The following is a 15182-nucleotide window of genomic DNA, read 5'->3' as shown; positions in this document are numbered from 1 at the left end:
GATGCGAAGCAGTAGCGGCAGGAACAGCAGCGGAAACAACGGCGGGAGCCGTGGTGGCAACAGCGGCGGCCGCGGCGGGAGTGGCGGCGGCCGGGGCAACCCCCGTGGCGCCGGCAACGCCCGCGACGACAAGCAGCGCGACGACAAGCAGGGCGGCGCGAGCCGTCCGAAGAGGCCGCGTCCCGAGGAGCGGCGTTACGACGTGGGCCCCGACGCCACCCAGGCCGGCCCGAAGACGGGCCGCGGCGCCTCGGCGCGCGGTGGCGCCAAGGGCGGCCCCAAGCGGGGGCAGCAGTCCTCGCAGACCCGTGGGCGCTGGGTTCCGGCGACCTCGCGCGAGTACGAGGCGCGGGCCGAGGAGCGCAACCGCGAGCGGTACGCGGGCAAGGCGAAGCTGAACCTCCCCAAGACCTTCCCCGGCGCCGAGCAGGAGGGCGAGCGCCTTCAGAAGGTGCTGGCCCGTGCCGGTTACGGCTCGCGCCGCGCCTGTGAGGAGCTGGTCGAGCAGGCCCGCGTCGAGGTCAACGGCGAGATCGTCCTCGAGCAGGGCATGCGCGTCGACACGGAGAAGGACGTCATCAAGGTCGACGGCCTGACCGTGGCCACCCAGTCGTACCAGTTCTTCGTCCTGAACAAGCCGGCCGGCGTCGTCTCCACCATGGAGGACAACGAAGGACGGCAGTGCCTCGGGGACTACACGAACAACCGCGAGACGCGGCTGTTCCACGTCGGGCGGCTCGACACCGAGACCGAGGGTGTCATCCTGCTGACGAACCACGGTGAGCTGGCGCATCGCCTGACCCACCCCAAGTACGGCGTGAAGAAGGTCTACCTCGCGCACATCGTGGGCCCGATCCCGCGTGACCTGGGCAAGCAGCTCAAGGACGGCATCCAGCTGGAGGACGGGTACGCGAAGGCGGACCACTTCCGCGTCGTCGAGCAGACCGGCAAGAACTACCTCGTCGAGGTGACCCTGCACGAGGGCCGCAAGCACATCGTGCGGCGGATGCTCGCCGAGGCCGGGTTCCCCGTCGACAAGCTGGTCCGCGTCGCCTTCGGGCCGATCACGCTCGGCGACCAGAAGTCGGGCTGGCTGCGGCGTCTGTCGAACACCGAGGTCGGCATGCTGATGAAGGAAGTCGACCTCTAGGTCGCGAAGGTCGTGCCGGTCGGCCGGCTCCCGGAGAGATCCGGGGGTCGGCCGATTCCCTTTTCGGCGCCGTGTCCCGCCGGTCGGTGCGGGAGGGCTGGACCTCCAGGACCTCGTGCGCCCAGTGGCATGCCCCTTGCGTGAGCCCGCCCCCCTCTTTATAGTCAACTAGACGCTAAAGAGAGGGGTCGGTCATGCAGGGATACGACAAGCACGCCTACGAGCCCTTCGCCGTCACCGTCGACCTCGCCGTGTTCACCGTCCGCGCGGGCGCCCTGCGCGTCCTGCTCGTCGAGCGCGGACAGGAGCCGTACGCCGGCCGCTGGGCACTGCCCGGCGGCTTCGTGCAGCCCGACGAGGCGGCCGAGACGGCGGCGCGGCGGGAGCTCGCCGAGGAGACCGGGTTCGGTGACGTCGACGGACGGCTGCACCTGGAGCAGCTGCGCACGTACAGCGAACCGGACCGCGACCCGCGGATGCGGGTCGTCTCCGTGGCGTTCGCCGCGCTGGTGCCCGATCCGCCCGAGGTCAGCGGCGGCAGCGACGCGGCGCGGGCCGCCTGGCTGCCGTACGGATCGACGGCGTACGGGCCGCTCGCCTTCGACCACGACCGGATCCTCTCCGACGCCCACGACCGGGTCGGCGGCAAGCTCGAGTACACCTGCCTCGCCACCGCGTTCTGCCCGCCCGAGTTCACGCTCGGCGAGCTGCGGCAGGTCTACGAGGTCGTGTGGGGGACCGAGCTCGACCCCGCGAACTTCCGCCGCAAGGTGCTCGCGACGCCCGGATTCGTCGAGCAGATCCCCGGCGCGTCCCGGCTGACCGGAGGCCGCGGGAAGCCCGCGGCGCTGTACCGGGCCGGCGGCGCCGTCTCGCTCCACCCGCCGCTGCTGCGGCCCGCACCCGAACCCTCGGAAGGGACCCGTCCATGACGAAGACCGCCGCCACCGGAGCGCTGCTCGGACTCGCCCTCGGGGACGCGCTCGGATTCCCGACGGAGTTCAACGACGTACCGTCGATCCTCGCCAAGTGCGGCCCCTGGCGGGAGATGGAACTGCCCGGCCCCGTCGCGTACATCACCGACGACACCCAGATGACGCTCGCCGTGGCGCGGGGGCTGCGCACCGGCATGGAGCGCGGGTCGCTCGGGCCGAAGCGGTTCGAGCGGCCGCTGCGCGAGGAGTTCGTCGACTGGTTCCACTCGCCGGAGAACAACCGGGCACCCGGGCGCACCTGCCTGGTCGCCTGCCAGCGGCTCGACAGCGACCGCCCCTGGCAGGACGCCAGCCAGATCCACTCCAAGGGCTGCGGCGCCAACATGCGGGTCGCGCCGCTCGGGCTCGTGCCCGGTCTGACCGAGGAACAGCGGTCGGGGGCCGCGCAGTTGCAGGCCGCGCTCACCCACGGGCACCCCACAGGGCTCGCGGCGAGCGACCTCACGGCGCGGGCCGTGCATCTCCTCGCGCGAGGCACCGAGCCGACCGGACTCGTGGGACAGCTGCGGTCGTACGCGCTGGAGAGCCGCACCCTGTACCGCGAGCACTGGCTCGGTGACCTGTGGCGGCGGTCCCAGGACCCGAGCCCCGAGCACTTCATCGCGCGCGGCTGGGACGACTGCCTCGAGGTCCTCGAACGCCTGGAGGCAGCCCTGCGCCACATCAACCCGGAGGTCGACCCCTGCCTCGCCACCGGTGAGGGCTGGATCGCCGAAGAGGCCCTCGCCACCGGCCTGTTGTGCTTCCTCCTCTTCGTCGACGAGCCGCTCCTCGCGCTGCGCCGGGCCGCCTGCACCTCCGGCGACTCCGACTCGATCGCGTGCCTGGCCGGGGCGTTCGCGGGGGCACGGCTCGGGGCGGACGCCTGGCCGGCCGCGTGGGTGGAGCGCGTCGAGCACCGGGACGAACTGCTCGGGTTCGGTGCGCAGTGGGACACGGCCGGACGGTAATTCGGTGGGGCGCGGCGCGGTGTTCGGCGAGCATGGGGGCATGCTGATCGCCGACGCCGGGCTGCCTGTCACCGTGGACCTGACGTCCGTCGTGGCCGCCGAACCCGACCCGCTCCTGTTCGCCACCGTCTCCGGCGCGCACCTGTACGGCTTTCCGTCCCGCGACTCCGACGTCGATCTGCGCGGCGTCCACCTGCTGCCCGCCGCGGCGCTCGTGGGGCTGCGCGAACCGCGGGAGACGCGGTCGCGGATGTGGGAGACGGACGGGGTCGAGCTCGACCTCGTCACGCACGACCTCCGGAAGTTCGTCCGCCTCATGCTGCGGCGCAACGGATACGTCCTGGAACAACTGCTGTCCCCGCTCGTCGTGCACAGCACGGACGCGCACGCCGAGCTGACCGCCCTCGCGCCCGGTGTCCTCACGCGGCACCACGCCCACCACTACCGCGGGTTCGCCGGGACGCAGTGGCGGCTGTACGAGCGGACGCGTGAGCTCAAGCCGCTCCTGTACACCTTCCGCGTGCTGCTCACCGGGATCCATCTGATGCGCAGCGGCGAGGTGCAGGCTCATCTGCCCACGCTGCTGGGCGAGTCGGGCGATGTCGCGCCCGGGTATCTGCCGGAGCTGATCGAGGCGAAGGCGGCCGCGGAGCACGGCGCCGCCGAGGTGGAGCACGAGCGGGTGGCCGCCGACATCGAAAGGCTGCACACCGTGCTGGACGCCGCGCAGGCCGGGTCGGAGCTGCCGGAAGCCGCCACCGCGCACGACGCGCTGGACGATCTCGTGGTCAGGGTGCGGCTGGGGCGCTGAGCGCCGAGGCCCTGCGGGTGCGGACCAGGAACTCCTCGACCCGCGCGCGGTCCGGCTCCTCGGGGAGCGGGGTGCGCGACGCCGCCTCCGCCGCCTCGGCCGCCAGCCGGGTCATGCGGCGGTCCACCTCCGGCCACGGCACCTCGCCCCGCTTCACCGCGAGCAGCGACTCCCTGTCCTCGCCCACGTCGATCGTCAGCGTGCCCGTGCGCAGCAGATCGCGGCACGACAGGAGCAGCCGCAGCAGATGCATCGCGTGCTTCCAGCGCGGGGCGCCGTGCGTGCGGACGTCGGCCTCCAGCTTCTTGCGCTGGCCGTCCGCGTACCGGGCGAACGTGGAGTGCGCCTGGCGGGACAGGAACGCGCCGCGCAGGTCGAGGAGTTCACGCCCGGTGTCCGTGACCCGCTCGACGAGCGGCGAGTGCAGGCACTCCAGGATGTTCGGATTGGCCCGCAGCGCCAGCTCGCAAAAGCGCTCCAGCTCCCAGGAGAACTGCTCGTCGGCCGGGCCCTCGACGTGCGTCGGCGGCTTGTCGAAGCGCCAGAACAGCGGGGTCGGCGCCACGTACACACCGCGCCGGTCGGTGTCGCTCGCGTCCGTCGCCAGGCCGAAGGCGCGCGAGCCCATGACACAGCTGTAGATCGTGTGGTCGCGCACCAGGGCGGCGTCTTCGTGGTCCATCCGGTGAGCGTAGGGCGCCGGTCAGGCGAGCGTGATCGAATTTCCGGTGACCTCGATCCGCCGCTTCTCCAGCGGGCGCGGCGCCGGGCCGCCCGCCACCGTCGCGTCCGCGATCGTGTACTTCGAGCCGTGGCAGGGGCAGTTGATCGTGCCGCCCGACACCTCGCGGACCGTGCAGCCCGCGTGCGTGCAGATCGCCGAGAACGCCTTGAAGTCACCCTGGGCGGGCTGTGTCACCACGACCTTCTTGTCGGCGAAGACCTTGCCGCCGCCGACCGGTATGTCGGAGGTCTTCGCCAGTTCGTCGGCCGCGGGCGGCTGTGCGGACCCCGACTCCGGAGTGCCGCCGCCCGGCGTCCCGCCGGTCGGCGAGCCGGTCGTCGACGGCTGCGGCTCGGGCTGCTCCTGCTCGCCCCCGCCGCCCTCGTCGCCGTACTTGCTGCACCCCGCGGCGAGCGCCGCCGCCCCCGCGACGAGCACGCTCCTGCGCCCCGGTGACCTCATGTCGTGACCCCCACCGTCCGGAAGAACCACAGCGCCGACGTCAGCCACAGGAGGGTGAGCACCGCGAAGGCCAGGCCGCCGACCAGCGGCAGGAGCCAGCCCGGCAGCCGCTGCGTGCGCAGCAGCAGCATCTTGGCGCTGAACGCGCCGAAGAAGAAGCAGCCGAGGAACGAGTGCCACATCACGCGCGTCGAGTAGGTCTGATAGCCGAGCGCGTACAGGCAGTGCACCGCCACCGGCACCGCGACGAGGAACGCGATCCGGCCCGACCAGCGGTGCAGGGCCGGCGCCCACGACGGGCCGCGCAGCTTCCCGTAGACCATGAAGGCCGAGACGATCTGGACGAGCGCGAAGGCGAAGGCCACCGTCGCCAGCCACGACTTGACCGCGCTCGTACTGGAGAACCCGGCGATGTTGAACGCCGTGCCCTGCGGGTCGTGGACCTTGCCGTACGCGCCGAGCCCGACCGCCACCACGGCCGCGACGAGCGCGGGCACCAGGAAGCGGGCCGCTCCCGGGCGGCGGTGATCGGGGTCGGCGCCGGGGAAACTCTGCGTGGCGGCGTTCGGATCGACGGTCATGAGAACCCCTTCTCGGGCGGTCAGGGGACGACGGGGCGCGCGGTCAGCTGCTCGCCGTCGACCGTGACGGTCCCGGTCTCCGGGTCGATGGGCGGCGCGGCCGACGGCTCGTCGTCGCGGCGCACGATGCCGACCTGACGGCCGTCGGGCAGCACGATCCAGCCGCCGTCGACCTTCGCGCCGCGCACCTCGGTGGTCGCCCGGTACAGACCGGACGGCTTGACGGCCTTCTTCGCCGTGAACCCGTACGGATGCCGGTCGATCTCGACGGTGCCGCGGATCCGGTCGTTCGCGAGCCGGCCCTCCAGCTTCGCGCCGTGCTTGCCGCTGAGCTTCATGGAGCCGTCGTCCTCGACGTTCCCCTTCAGCCAGGACTCCTTGGTGCGACCGTCGCAGAAGTACGCGATCGCCTTGTCGCCGTTCACGGAGACCGAGACGGCCGAGGTGTCGTCGTCCGTGCGGCCCGCGTAGCTGGTCTTCGGGCGGTCCGCGGTCCGCGTCGGGCCGGGACTCGCCGAGGCGCTCCCCGAGGGGCTCGACGACGGGCTCGCCTTCGAGGGCGACGCGGAGGGGGAGGGCGTGACCGAGGCCGCCGGTTCCTGCCCGTCCTTCCCGTACGAAGTGGTGCCCTCGCCGGTCGTCGCGTTGAGCGACAGCATGAACAGGCCGAGGACCAGTCCTGCGAACAGCGTGAACAGGGGTCCGGAACGCTTCATGGTCGAGCCTCCCCCGAGGCGGCGGCGGTGCCGCTTCTATGCAAGCATCTCCGGCCGAGTGGCGACAGGGGGCGGTTCGGGTGACATTGAGGCGGTCCGGGTTTCCCTGATGTCCCGAAAGGCGCGGAACCATGGCGGGTAACGACCTCGGCAGCCTCCTCGGCGGCCTTCTCGGCGGAGGCGGCCAGAGCGGCTCGACCGGCGGCAGCGGCAACATTCTCGGCGCGCTGCTCGGCGGCCTGATGGGGGGCGGGTCCGGCGGCGCGAGCGGCGGCAGCGGCTCCAACCCCCTCGGCGGCCTGATGGACATGATCACGAAGTCCGGCCTGGTCAACCAGGAGCAGCTGGACTCGTGGGTCGGCAAGGGCGACAACCAGCCACTCAGCCCCGAGCAGGTCAAGCAGGCAGTGCCCGACGAGACCCTCGACCAGGTCGCGGCGCAGGCGGGCGTCAGCCGCGACGAGGCCGCCGCGCAGGTCGCGCAGCAGCTCCCGCAGGTCGTCGACCAACTGACGCCGGAGGGGCAGGTCCCGTCGTCCGGCTCCCTGGAGGACCTCATCAGGGAGCAGAAGCTCTGAGGGCCGTTCCCGAGCCCGACCTTCCGCGGCAGCGGACGCGCGGCGACCGTCTCGGCAGGCGGGCGCCGCGCACCCGTGCGTACGCCCCCAACTACGCTGGAGAGCGGCAGAACGTACGGACATGATCAAGGAGTGACACCGTGGCGGTACGAGCGGTGCGGGGCGCCGTCCAGCTGGAGCGGGACGAGGCCGGGCACATGGACGAGCAGGTCAGCGAGCTGCTCACCGCCGTCATCGAGCGGAACGGGCTGACCCACGACGACCTGATCTCCATATGGTTCACGGCGACGCCCGACCTGCACTCCGACTTCCCGGCGGCCGCCGCCCGCAAGCTCGGCATCGTGGACGTCCCCCTGATCTGTGCCCAGGAGCTCGACATCGCCGGGGCCATGCCGCGCGTCGTCCGCCTCCTCGCCCACGTCGAGACCGAGCTGCCCCGCTCCGAGGTGGCGCACGTCTACCTCGGCGCCGCGGCCGCCCTGCGCAAGGACATCGCCCAGTGAGAACCGCACTCGTCATCGGCACCGGCCTGATCGGCACCTCCGCCGCCCTGGCCCTCGCCTCGCGCGGCGTCACCGTGCACCTCGCCGACCACGACCCGCAGCAGGCCCGCACCGCGGCCGCGCTGGGCGCGGGCACCGCCGAGCCGCCGGAGGGGACCGTCGACCTGTGCGTCGTCGCGGTGCCGCCCGCGCACGTGGCCGCCTCGCTCGCCGACGCCATGCGCCGGGGTCTGGCCCGCGCCTACCTCGACGTGGCGAGCGTCAAGGGCGGCCCGCGCCGCGAGCTCGAAGCGCTCGGCCTCGACCTCACCCCGTACATCGGTACGCATCCGATGAGCGGCCGGGAGCGCAGCGGCCCGCTCGCCGCGACCGCCGACCTCTTCGAGGGCCGCCCCTGGGTGCTCACGCCGACCCGGGACACCGACACCGAGGTGCTCAACCTCGCCCTGGAACTGGTCGCGCTCTGCCGCGCGGTGCCGGTCGTCATGGACGCCGACGCCCACGACCGGGCCGTCGCCCTCGTCTCGCACATGCCGCACCTGGTCTCCAGCATGGTCGCGGCCCGTCTGGAGAACGCCGAGGAGACCGCCGTACGACTGTGCGGCCAGGGCATCCGCGACGTGACCCGGATCGCCGCCTCCGACCCGCGGATGTGGATCGACATCCTCTCCGCGAACCCGGGACCCGTCGCCGACCTGCTCTCCGCGGTCGCCGGCGACCTGGAGGAGACGGTGCGGGCGCTGCGCTCCCTCCAGTCCTCCGACGACGCCAAGCGCCGCGAGGGCGCCGACGGCGTCGAGACGATGCTGCGGCGCGGCAACGCGGGCCAGTCCCGGGTCCCCGGCAAGCACGGGACGGCTCCGGCGGCGTACGAGGCCGTGGCCGTGCTCATCTCCGACCAGCCCGGCGAGCTGGCCCGCATCTTCGCCGACGCGGGCGCCGTCGGCGTCAACATCGAGGACGTACGGATCGAGCACGCGACCGGGCAGCAGGCCGGTTTCATCCAGCTCATGGTGCAGCCCTCGGCCGCGCCCAAGCTGGCCGCCGCCCTGCGCGAGCGCGGCTGGGCCATGCGGCAGTAAGACGCGCTCGCGGGGGCCGGTAACCTTGTGCGGGGCGCTTTTGCGTCCCGCCCCTGCCCCGTGTACTCAGAAAGGTGCCCGTCACCGTGGAAACCGCCGCCCCGGCAGCAGTGATCGTCGCCATCGACGGACCCTCCGGCACGGGCAAGTCGAGCACCTCCAAGGCTGTCGCCGCGCAGCTCGGCCTGAGCTACCTGGACACCGGCGCCCAGTACCGGGCGATCACCTGGTGGATGGTGCACAACGGCATAGACCTGACCGACCCGTCCGCCATCGCCGCGGTGGCCGACAAGGCCGAGATCGTCTCGGGCACCGACCCGTCCGCCCCCACCATCACGGTGGACGGCACGGATGTCGCGGGCCCCATCCGCACCACCGAGGTCACCTCCAAGGTCAGCGCCGTCAGCGCCGTCCCCGAGGTGCGCGCCCGGATCACCGAGTTGCAGCGCGCCATCGCGCGGGGTGCCGAGAAGGGCATCGTCGTCGAGGGCCGTGACATCGGTACGACCGTGCTGCCCGACGCCGACCTGAAGATCTTCCTCACCGCGTCGCCGGAGGCCCGCGCCGCCCGCCGCTCCGGTGAGCTGAAGGGCGCCGACGTCAAGGCCACGCAGGAGGCCCTGATCAAGCGCGACCAGGCCGACTCGAGCCGCAAGACGTCGCCGCTGGCCAAGGCCGACGACGCCGTCGAGGTCGACACCACCGAGCTCACGTTGCAGCAGGTCATCGAGTGCGTCGTGACCCTCGTCGAGGAGAAGCGGGCCTCCAAGTGAGCGAGGCTCCCTCCGAGCGGGGCGCCGAGGTCGGACGGCGCATCGGCGTCGGCCTCATGTACGGGCTGTGGAAGCCGCGCGTGCTCGGGTCGTGGCGGGTGCCCGCCGCCGGCCCGGTGATCTTCGCCGTGAACCACTCCCACAACATCGACGGCCCCATGGTCATGGGCGTCGCCCCGCGGCCGACGCACTTCCTGATCAAGCAGGAGGCGTTCGTCGGACCGCTCGGCCCGTTCCTGGAAGGGATCGGGCAGGTGAAGGTCGACCGCTCCACCGCGGACCGGACGGCCATCACGCGGGCGCTCGGGGTCCTCGCCGACGGCGGCGTGCTCGGCATCTTCCCCGAGGGGACGCGCGGCGAGGGCGACTTCGCCTCGCTGCGGGCCGGCCTGTCGTACTTCGCGGTGCGCTCCGGCGCCCCGATCGTCCCGGTGGCGGTCCTGGGAAGCACGGAGAAGCACGGACGGTTGATAAAGGGGCTGCCCCCGCTCAGGAGCCGGGTCGACGTCGTGTTCGGCGATCCCTTCGAGGCGGGCGACGGCAGTGGACGGCGTACGCGCACGGCCCTCGACGAGGCGACCGTGCGCATCCAGGAGCGGCTCACCGCCCACCTGGCCGACGCCAGGCGCCTGACCGGGCGCTGAGCGAGACTTTCAGTAGTGCGCGCACCTCGCGTGGGTACGCGCACCGATCACCACGAATGAACGACGAGGTACGGACTTCATGAACGACCAGAACCAGCCCGAGGGCGACGGCTTCGCCGAGCACGACCACGGGGCGCTTGGCGACGCCGAGTACGCGCAGTTCATGGAGCTCGCCGCCGAAGAGGGCTTCGACGTCGAGGACGTCGAGGGCGCCATCGAGGAGGCGGGCCACGGTCCGCTGCCCGTCCTCGCCGTCGTCGGCCGCCCGAACGTCGGCAAGTCGACCCTGGTGAACCGCATCATCGGCCGCCGCGAGGCCGTCGTCGAGGACAAGCCGGGCGTCACCCGCGACCGCGTCACCTACGAGGCCGAGTGGGCGGGCCGCCGCTTCAAGGTCGTCGACACGGGCGGCTGGGAGCAGGACGTGCTCGGCATCGACGCGTCGGTGGCCGCGCAGGCCGAGTACGCGATCGAGACCGCCGACGCCGTCGTCTTCGTCGTCGACTCCACGGTCGGCGTCACCGACACCGACCAGGCGGTCGTCCGGCTGCTGCGCAAGGCCAACAAGCCCGTCGTGCTCTGCGCCAACAAGGTCGACGGCCCGTCCGGCGAGGCCGACGCCACCGCCTTGTGGTCGCTCGGCATCGGCGAGCCGCACCCGGTCTCCTCGCTGCACGGCCGCGGCACCGGCGACATGCTGGACGCGGTCATCGAGGCGCTGCCCGAGGCGCCGCCGCAGACCTTCGGCACGGCCGTCGGCGGCCCGCGCCGCATCGCCCTGATCGGCCGCCCGAACGTCGGCAAGTCCTCGCTCCTGAACAAGGTCGCCAACGAGGATCGCGTCGTCGTCAACGAGCTGGCGGGCACCACCCGCGACCCGGTCGACGAGCTGATCGAACTCGGCGGCGTCACCTGGAAGTTCGTCGACACGGCGGGCATCCGCAAGCGCGTCCACCTCCAGCAGGGCGCCGACTACTACGCCTCCCTGCGCACCGCCGCCGCCGTCGAGAAGGCGGAGGTCGCGGTCATCCTGATCGACTCCTCCGAGTCGATCTCGATCCAGGACCAGCGGATCGTGACGATGGCGGTCGAGGCGGGCCGCGCGATCGTCGTCGCGTACAACAAGTGGGACACCCTCGACGAGGAGCGTCGCTACTACCTGGAGCGCGAGATCGAGACCGAGCTCGCGCAGATCGCGTGGGCGCCCCGGGTGAACGTGTCGGCGCGTACCGGCCGTCACATGGAGAAGCTGGTCCCCGCGATCGAGACGGCCATCGCGGGCTGGGAGACGCGCGTCCCGACCGGTCGGCTCAACGCCTTCCTCGGCGAGCTCGTCGCCTCCCACCCGCACCCGGTGCGCGGCGGCAAGCAGCCCCGCATCCTCTTCGGCACGCAGGCCGGCACCAAGCCGCCGCGCTTCGTGCTCTTCGCCTCCGGCTTCATCGAGCACGGCTACCGCCGGTACGTGGAGCGGCGTCTGCGCGAGGAGTTCGGTTTCGAGGGGACGCCGATCCACATTTCGGTGCGGGTGCGCGAGAAGCGCGGCAAGAAGAAGTAGCAGCGGCTACGGAGACGAGGCCACGGGCTCAGAGCTCGTGGCGCGGACCGGGCGGCAGCGCGGCGGGGAAGTGACTTCCCTGGCCGTGCTGCCGCCCGGACGTCTGTGTGTGCTGCGCGTACGGCGTGTGCTGGGTGTGCTGGGTGTTCCAGTGGTGCTGGGCCGTCGGGTAGTACGGGGTGCCGTGCTGCCGCGTTCCGTACGAGCCCGCTCCGAACGCCGTGAACCCCAGGTCCTCCTCGCCGGTGCGGTCGCCGGGCAGGGACCGGAACGACCGGCGGTACTCCGCGTACAGCGCGTCGTAGATCGGGGTGGCCGACCGGGGGGCCGGCTGCTCCTCCGCCGGACGCATCGACGGGATGTGGTGCGGGTAGGGCTGTCGCCGCCCTGCGGAGGATGAGGTGGGGTCGTATGTGTGCACGTATGTGCCAACGACCCGGACCCCCGACGGATGCGCCCTTGGCCTCGGCTTTTGCGGGGCGTCAGGAGTGTGACCGGCGCATTCGTGGGGGTCCGGGGACGGGTTCTGCTACGGCTCAGGTACCGGCGAGCGGCATCGCCGCCGCGACCAGGCGGCCGTTCGCCGCGGCCTTGTCGAGCGCGTCGCGGAGCAGGTCCTCGCGGGGCTGACGGCCGATCGAGTCGACCGGGGCCGCGAAGACGAGCACGGTGTGCGTCTTGTTGGCCGCGGCCCGCCAGCCCTCCGTGACCTGGAGCGGCTGGTGCGCCTGCCACCAGGCGACCTGGGAGGGCGCGCCGCCGGTGCCGGGCTGGAGGACCGCGTGCAGCTGGCCCATGGCGAGCAGCACCGACCAGCCGGGCAGCGTGCGCGGCGCCTCGGTCAGCTCGGCGAGCGGCATGAAGCCCTGCTCGATCAGGAGCGGCAGGAAGTCGTCGCCGCCGGCCTCGGCGCCGGGGCGCGAGATGGGGCCCGTCGGCTCCACGACCAGGGCCGGGTGCAGTTCGCCGCCGAGCAGGACCAGACCGCTGGTCACGCCGAGCACGGCCTGGGCCGGTGCGGCGGGCGAGTCGCCAGAGTCGCCCGAGACGGACCGTACGGCGCCCTGGAGCTGGTCCTCGGCGACCTGGACGACCTGCGAGGGCAGGCAGGCGGCGTGGGCGAAGGCGAGGACGGCGGTCTCGTCACCGACGAACAGCACCGTGCTGGTGCGTTCCTGCTCCGGGTCGCCCGGGGTGCGGCACGACGTGCAGTCGTACCCGCCGGGGGCGTTCTCCCCGGCGAGCAGTCGGTCGGCTTCGTCGTCGCCGATCTCGGCGCGTACGTCGTCACTGACGTCGAGCAAGCGCGGCACGGGTGGCTCCTCACGATCGGATGGGTGCTGATGAAGGGTCAACGGGTGATCTGTGGCCGGAGTCACGCCCGGAACCGAACGGAATCCACCCATCCGAAGCGGACGGTGAGATGCCGCCCGGAATCTGTCACTCCATGGCAACTTGTTGGGATTCCAAGCAAGTTGTACAGGTGAGCTGAGTCACAGATCGCCGGGATGCCTGGTCGATAAATGAGGAAATCAGGCAATTAAGTGGGTGGCCTGAATTCGTTGCTACTACGGGTAACGCCGAACTGGCCTGGAGTGACAAGGAGTTGGTTGATGCGGGCCGTGTGAGCTGCCTAGATTCCAGCGCCGTCTGCAACTCGCAGTCCACGAGAGGGAATCTCATGTCCGTGCCGACACGTACGGCTCGAACGACAGCGGCATTCGCCGGGGCGGCTCTGCTCGCCCCGCTCGGTCTCCTCGCCCTCGGCGGCACCGCCCACGCGGCGGACGCCGGCGTCTGGGACCGCATCGCCCGCTGCGAGAGCGGCGGAAACTGGCACATCAACACCGGCAACGGCTACTACGGCGGGCTCCAGTTCTCCGCCCGGACCTGGCGCGCGTACGGCGGAGGGGCCTACGCCGCGACGGCCGACCGGGCGTCAAAGGCGCAGCAGATCGCCGTCGCCACGAAGGTGCAGCGCGCGCAGGGCTGGGGCGCCTGGCCCACCTGCTCGGCCCGGGCCGGCGCGTACGGCGGTGCTCCGTCGGCCGCGCAGGCGCCCAGGTCCACGGCCCCCAAGTCCACGGCCCCCAAGTCCACGGCACCGAAACGCACTTCGGGGCACGCGGACCGCGGATCGGCCCGGCGCGGCGGCTACGTCGTCCGCTCCGGGGACACGCTCGGCGGCATCGCGGCGGCGCACGGCGTGCGCTGGAAGCGCCTGTACGCCGTCAACGCAGCGGTGATCGGCGGTGACCCTGACCTGATCAGGCCGGGGCAGCGGCTGCTCCTGCCGTAGCCGGTCCGCCGACCGGGTGGGGGCGCCGCCGGTGCGGCGCGGCACGGGAGGCGCCTCCGTTCCCGCTGCCTAGCGTGACGCGACGCACCTGATGCGCAAGCTGATGTCCGGGACGCCGAAGCCGCCCGGGGCGTGGCGCTGGGCGGTGGGCCCGCTGGGCGCACTGCTCGCCCTGGCGCTCGTCCCGGTCACCGCGTCCGCCGTCCCGCCCCCGCCCCCGGCCTCCGGGCCGGGGAGCATCGCCTACAAGCCGTACGACTGCGCCCGCGAACAGTGGCCGTGGTCCTGCCTCGCCGAGTGCGAGAGCAGCGGCGACTGGCACATCAACACCGGCAACTCGTTCTACGGCGGGCTCCAGTTCACGCAGTCGACCTGGGAGGAGCACGGCGGACTCGCGTACGCGCCGCGGGCCGACCTCGCGACCCGCGCCCAGCAGATCGAGATCGCGAAGGAGGTGCTGCGCACCCAGGGCTGGCGGGCTTGGCCCACCTGCTCGAAGGCGTACCGGCTCGACGGCCGCATCCACGTGGTGCGGCGCGGCGACACGCTCGCCGGGATCGCGGCCCGATTCAAGGTGAAGGGGGGCTGGCAGGCCCTCTACAAGGCCAACCGGGACATGATCGGGCCGCACCCGGACCGGCTGAACGTGGGGACGATGCTGCTCATCCCGAAGTCCCGTACGGCGTAGCGCACTCGGCCGCCTCTCCCGCGAACACCACGGTGCCGCGGCCGAGTTCGTACACCACGACCGCCGCCCCGCCCGCGCCGACCGTGCGCAGGCCGGGCGGCAGTCGCTGTTCGGCGAGGGCCACGCAGGCGTCCAGGCCGCGCAGCAGGGCGTACGTGCGCCGCGCCACCTGCGGGGACATGCCCTGGGTGGGCTCGTCGACCAGGATCACGCGGGCCCGCGACAGCAGCGCGCGGGAGACAGCGACCATGCGCTGTTCGCCGCCGGAGAGGGTGCCCGCGCGGCGGCCGAGGAGCGGGCGCAGCTCCGGGTACGCGTCGAGGGCGGCCTCGAAGTCCTGCTCAGGGGAGGCGAGTTCGAGGTTCTCGGCGACGCTGAGCGTGGCGAAGACGGCCTGCCGGTCGGGGACGAAGCACAGGCCCGCCGCGGCGCGGGCGTGCGCGGTGTGACGCGTGATGTCGACGCCGTCCCGGACGACGGCCCCGCCGGTCAGCGGGACGGTCCCGGCGAGGGCCCGCAGGGTGGTGGTGCGGCCCGAGCCGTTGCGCCCGAGCAGCACGGTGACCGTGTGCGCGGGGGCGGCGAGGGTGACGCCGTGGAGTGCTTCCAGGGGGCCGTAGCGGACGCGGGCGGCGCGCAGTTCCATGCCGCGGCGGCGCTTGCTGTTC

General features: G+C 72.5%; 19 protein-coding genes. 12 read left to right on the top strand and 7 right to left on the bottom strand.

What is annotated here, in order from left to right; translation table 11 throughout:
• Position 1 precedes the first annotated feature (1 nt).
• From V2W30_RS08640 to V2W30_RS08625, 4 genes are all read left to right on the top strand, one after another.
• A complete protein-coding gene (locus V2W30_RS08640; RefSeq protein ID WP_338695008.1) occupies positions 2–1150 on the top strand; it encodes a pseudouridine synthase in 1149 nt (382 codons plus the stop codon).
• 194 nt (positions 1151–1344) lie between these two features.
• Entirely contained in the window at positions 1345–2082 is a 738-nt protein-coding gene (locus tag V2W30_RS08635) for an NUDIX hydrolase (protein WP_338695006.1), read from the top strand.
• Positions 2079–3095, top strand: a complete 1017-nt coding sequence (locus V2W30_RS08630) for an ADP-ribosylglycohydrolase family protein (RefSeq protein ID WP_338695004.1) — start codon at positions 2079–2081, stop codon at positions 3093–3095. The genes V2W30_RS08635 and V2W30_RS08630 overlap by 4 nt, the downstream gene beginning before the upstream one ends.
• A 40-nt stretch (positions 3096–3135) precedes the next feature.
• On the top strand, positions 3136–3906 hold the full coding sequence (locus V2W30_RS08625; RefSeq protein ID WP_338695002.1) for a nucleotidyltransferase domain-containing protein: 771 nt from the start codon (positions 3136–3138) through the stop codon (positions 3904–3906).
• Here the strand turns inward: V2W30_RS08625 and V2W30_RS08620 are convergent.
• Genes V2W30_RS08620 through V2W30_RS08605 form a run of 4 tightly spaced genes read right to left on the bottom strand, consistent with a single transcriptional unit; the run spans position 3884 to position 6389 of the window.
• Positions 3884–4588, bottom strand: a complete 705-nt coding sequence (locus tag V2W30_RS08620; protein ID WP_338695000.1) for a nucleotidyltransferase domain-containing protein — start codon at positions 4586–4588, stop codon at positions 3884–3886. The two genes, V2W30_RS08625 and V2W30_RS08620, sit on opposite strands and share 23 nt — an antisense overlap.
• Before the next feature lie 21 nt (positions 4589–4609).
• The gene (locus tag V2W30_RS08615; RefSeq protein WP_338694998.1) at positions 4610–5092 is read right to left on the bottom strand and encodes a Rieske (2Fe-2S) protein; all 483 of its coding nucleotides are present in this window, start codon (positions 5090–5092) and stop codon (positions 4610–4612) included.
• Entirely contained in the window at positions 5089–5673 is a 585-nt protein-coding gene (locus tag V2W30_RS08610) for a DUF6529 family protein (RefSeq protein WP_338694996.1), read from the bottom strand. Before V2W30_RS08610 ends, V2W30_RS08615 begins: the two co-directional genes overlap by 4 nt.
• Positions 5674–5693: 20 nt before the next feature.
• On the bottom strand, positions 5694–6389 hold the full coding sequence (locus V2W30_RS08605) for a hypothetical protein (RefSeq protein ID WP_338694994.1): 696 nt from the start codon (positions 6387–6389) through the stop codon (positions 5694–5696).
• A 131-nt stretch (positions 6390–6520) separates the two neighbouring features.
• Here V2W30_RS08605 and V2W30_RS08600 point away from each other — a divergent pair, with 131 nt between their 5' ends.
• The 6 genes from V2W30_RS08600 (at position 6521) to der (ending at position 11527) form a co-directional block, all read left to right on the top strand.
• Positions 6521–6967, top strand: coding sequence for a YidB family protein (locus V2W30_RS08600; protein ID WP_338694992.1), 447 nt, complete (start codon positions 6521–6523; stop codon positions 6965–6967).
• Positions 6968–7107: 140 nt separating this feature from the next.
• Complete coding sequence (aroH, locus tag V2W30_RS08595; RefSeq protein ID WP_338694990.1) at positions 7108–7470, top strand: chorismate mutase; 363 nt, start codon at positions 7108–7110, stop codon at positions 7468–7470.
• Positions 7467–8552, top strand: coding sequence for a prephenate dehydrogenase (locus V2W30_RS08590; RefSeq protein WP_338694988.1), 1086 nt, complete (start codon positions 7467–7469; stop codon positions 8550–8552). Before aroH ends, V2W30_RS08590 begins: the two co-directional genes overlap by 4 nt.
• A gap of 86 nt (positions 8553–8638) precedes the next feature.
• On the top strand, positions 8639–9325 hold the full coding sequence (gene cmk / locus V2W30_RS08585; RefSeq protein ID WP_338694986.1) for a (d)CMP kinase: 687 nt from the start codon (positions 8639–8641) through the stop codon (positions 9323–9325).
• Positions 9283–9969: a lysophospholipid acyltransferase family protein gene (locus V2W30_RS08580; protein ID WP_338694984.1), complete on the top strand. Its 687-nt coding sequence runs from the start codon at positions 9283–9285 to the stop codon at positions 9967–9969. Before cmk ends, V2W30_RS08580 begins: the two co-directional genes overlap by 43 nt.
• Before the next feature lie 79 nt (positions 9970–10048).
• Positions 10049–11527 (top strand): ribosome biogenesis GTPase Der, encoded by a 1479-nt coding sequence (gene der, locus V2W30_RS08575; protein ID WP_338694982.1) that lies wholly within the window; start codon positions 10049–10051, stop codon positions 11525–11527.
• Between the two features lie 28 nt (positions 11528–11555).
• On the opposite strand, the gene V2W30_RS08570 is transcribed toward der, so the two are convergent.
• Both V2W30_RS08570 and V2W30_RS08565 read right to left on the bottom strand, forming a co-directional pair.
• Complete coding sequence (locus tag V2W30_RS08570) at positions 11556–11879, bottom strand: hypothetical protein (protein ID WP_338694979.1); 324 nt, start codon at positions 11877–11879, stop codon at positions 11556–11558.
• Positions 11880–12063: 184 nt separating this feature from the next.
• The gene (locus V2W30_RS08565; RefSeq protein WP_338694977.1) at positions 12064–12840 is read right to left on the bottom strand and encodes a hypothetical protein; all 777 of its coding nucleotides are present in this window, start codon (positions 12838–12840) and stop codon (positions 12064–12066) included.
• Positions 12841–13208: 368 nt separating this feature from the next.
• On the opposite strand from V2W30_RS08565, the gene V2W30_RS08560 reads away from it, so the two are divergent.
• Positions 13209–13826: a transglycosylase family protein gene (locus V2W30_RS08560; protein WP_425244508.1), complete on the top strand. Its 618-nt coding sequence runs from the start codon at positions 13209–13211 to the stop codon at positions 13824–13826.
• A gap of 91 nt (positions 13827–13917) precedes the next feature.
• Complete coding sequence (locus V2W30_RS08555; RefSeq protein ID WP_338694973.1) at positions 13918–14514, top strand: transglycosylase family protein; 597 nt, start codon at positions 13918–13920, stop codon at positions 14512–14514.
• Here the strand turns inward: V2W30_RS08555 and V2W30_RS08550 are convergent.
• Complete coding sequence (locus V2W30_RS08550) at positions 14489–15160, bottom strand: ATP-binding cassette domain-containing protein (protein WP_338703534.1); 672 nt, start codon at positions 15158–15160, stop codon at positions 14489–14491. The genes V2W30_RS08555 and V2W30_RS08550 overlap by 26 nt on opposite strands.
• Positions 15161–15182 lie beyond the last annotated feature (22 nt).

Origin of the sequence: Streptomyces sp. Q6, from assembly GCF_036967205.1 — a bacterium.
Lineage (GTDB): Bacteria > Actinomycetota > Actinomycetes > Streptomycetales > Streptomycetaceae > Streptomyces > Streptomyces citrinus.
The sequence above is the reverse complement of the archived record's forward strand: the minus strand, read 5'-3'. Positions and strand labels throughout refer to the sequence as shown.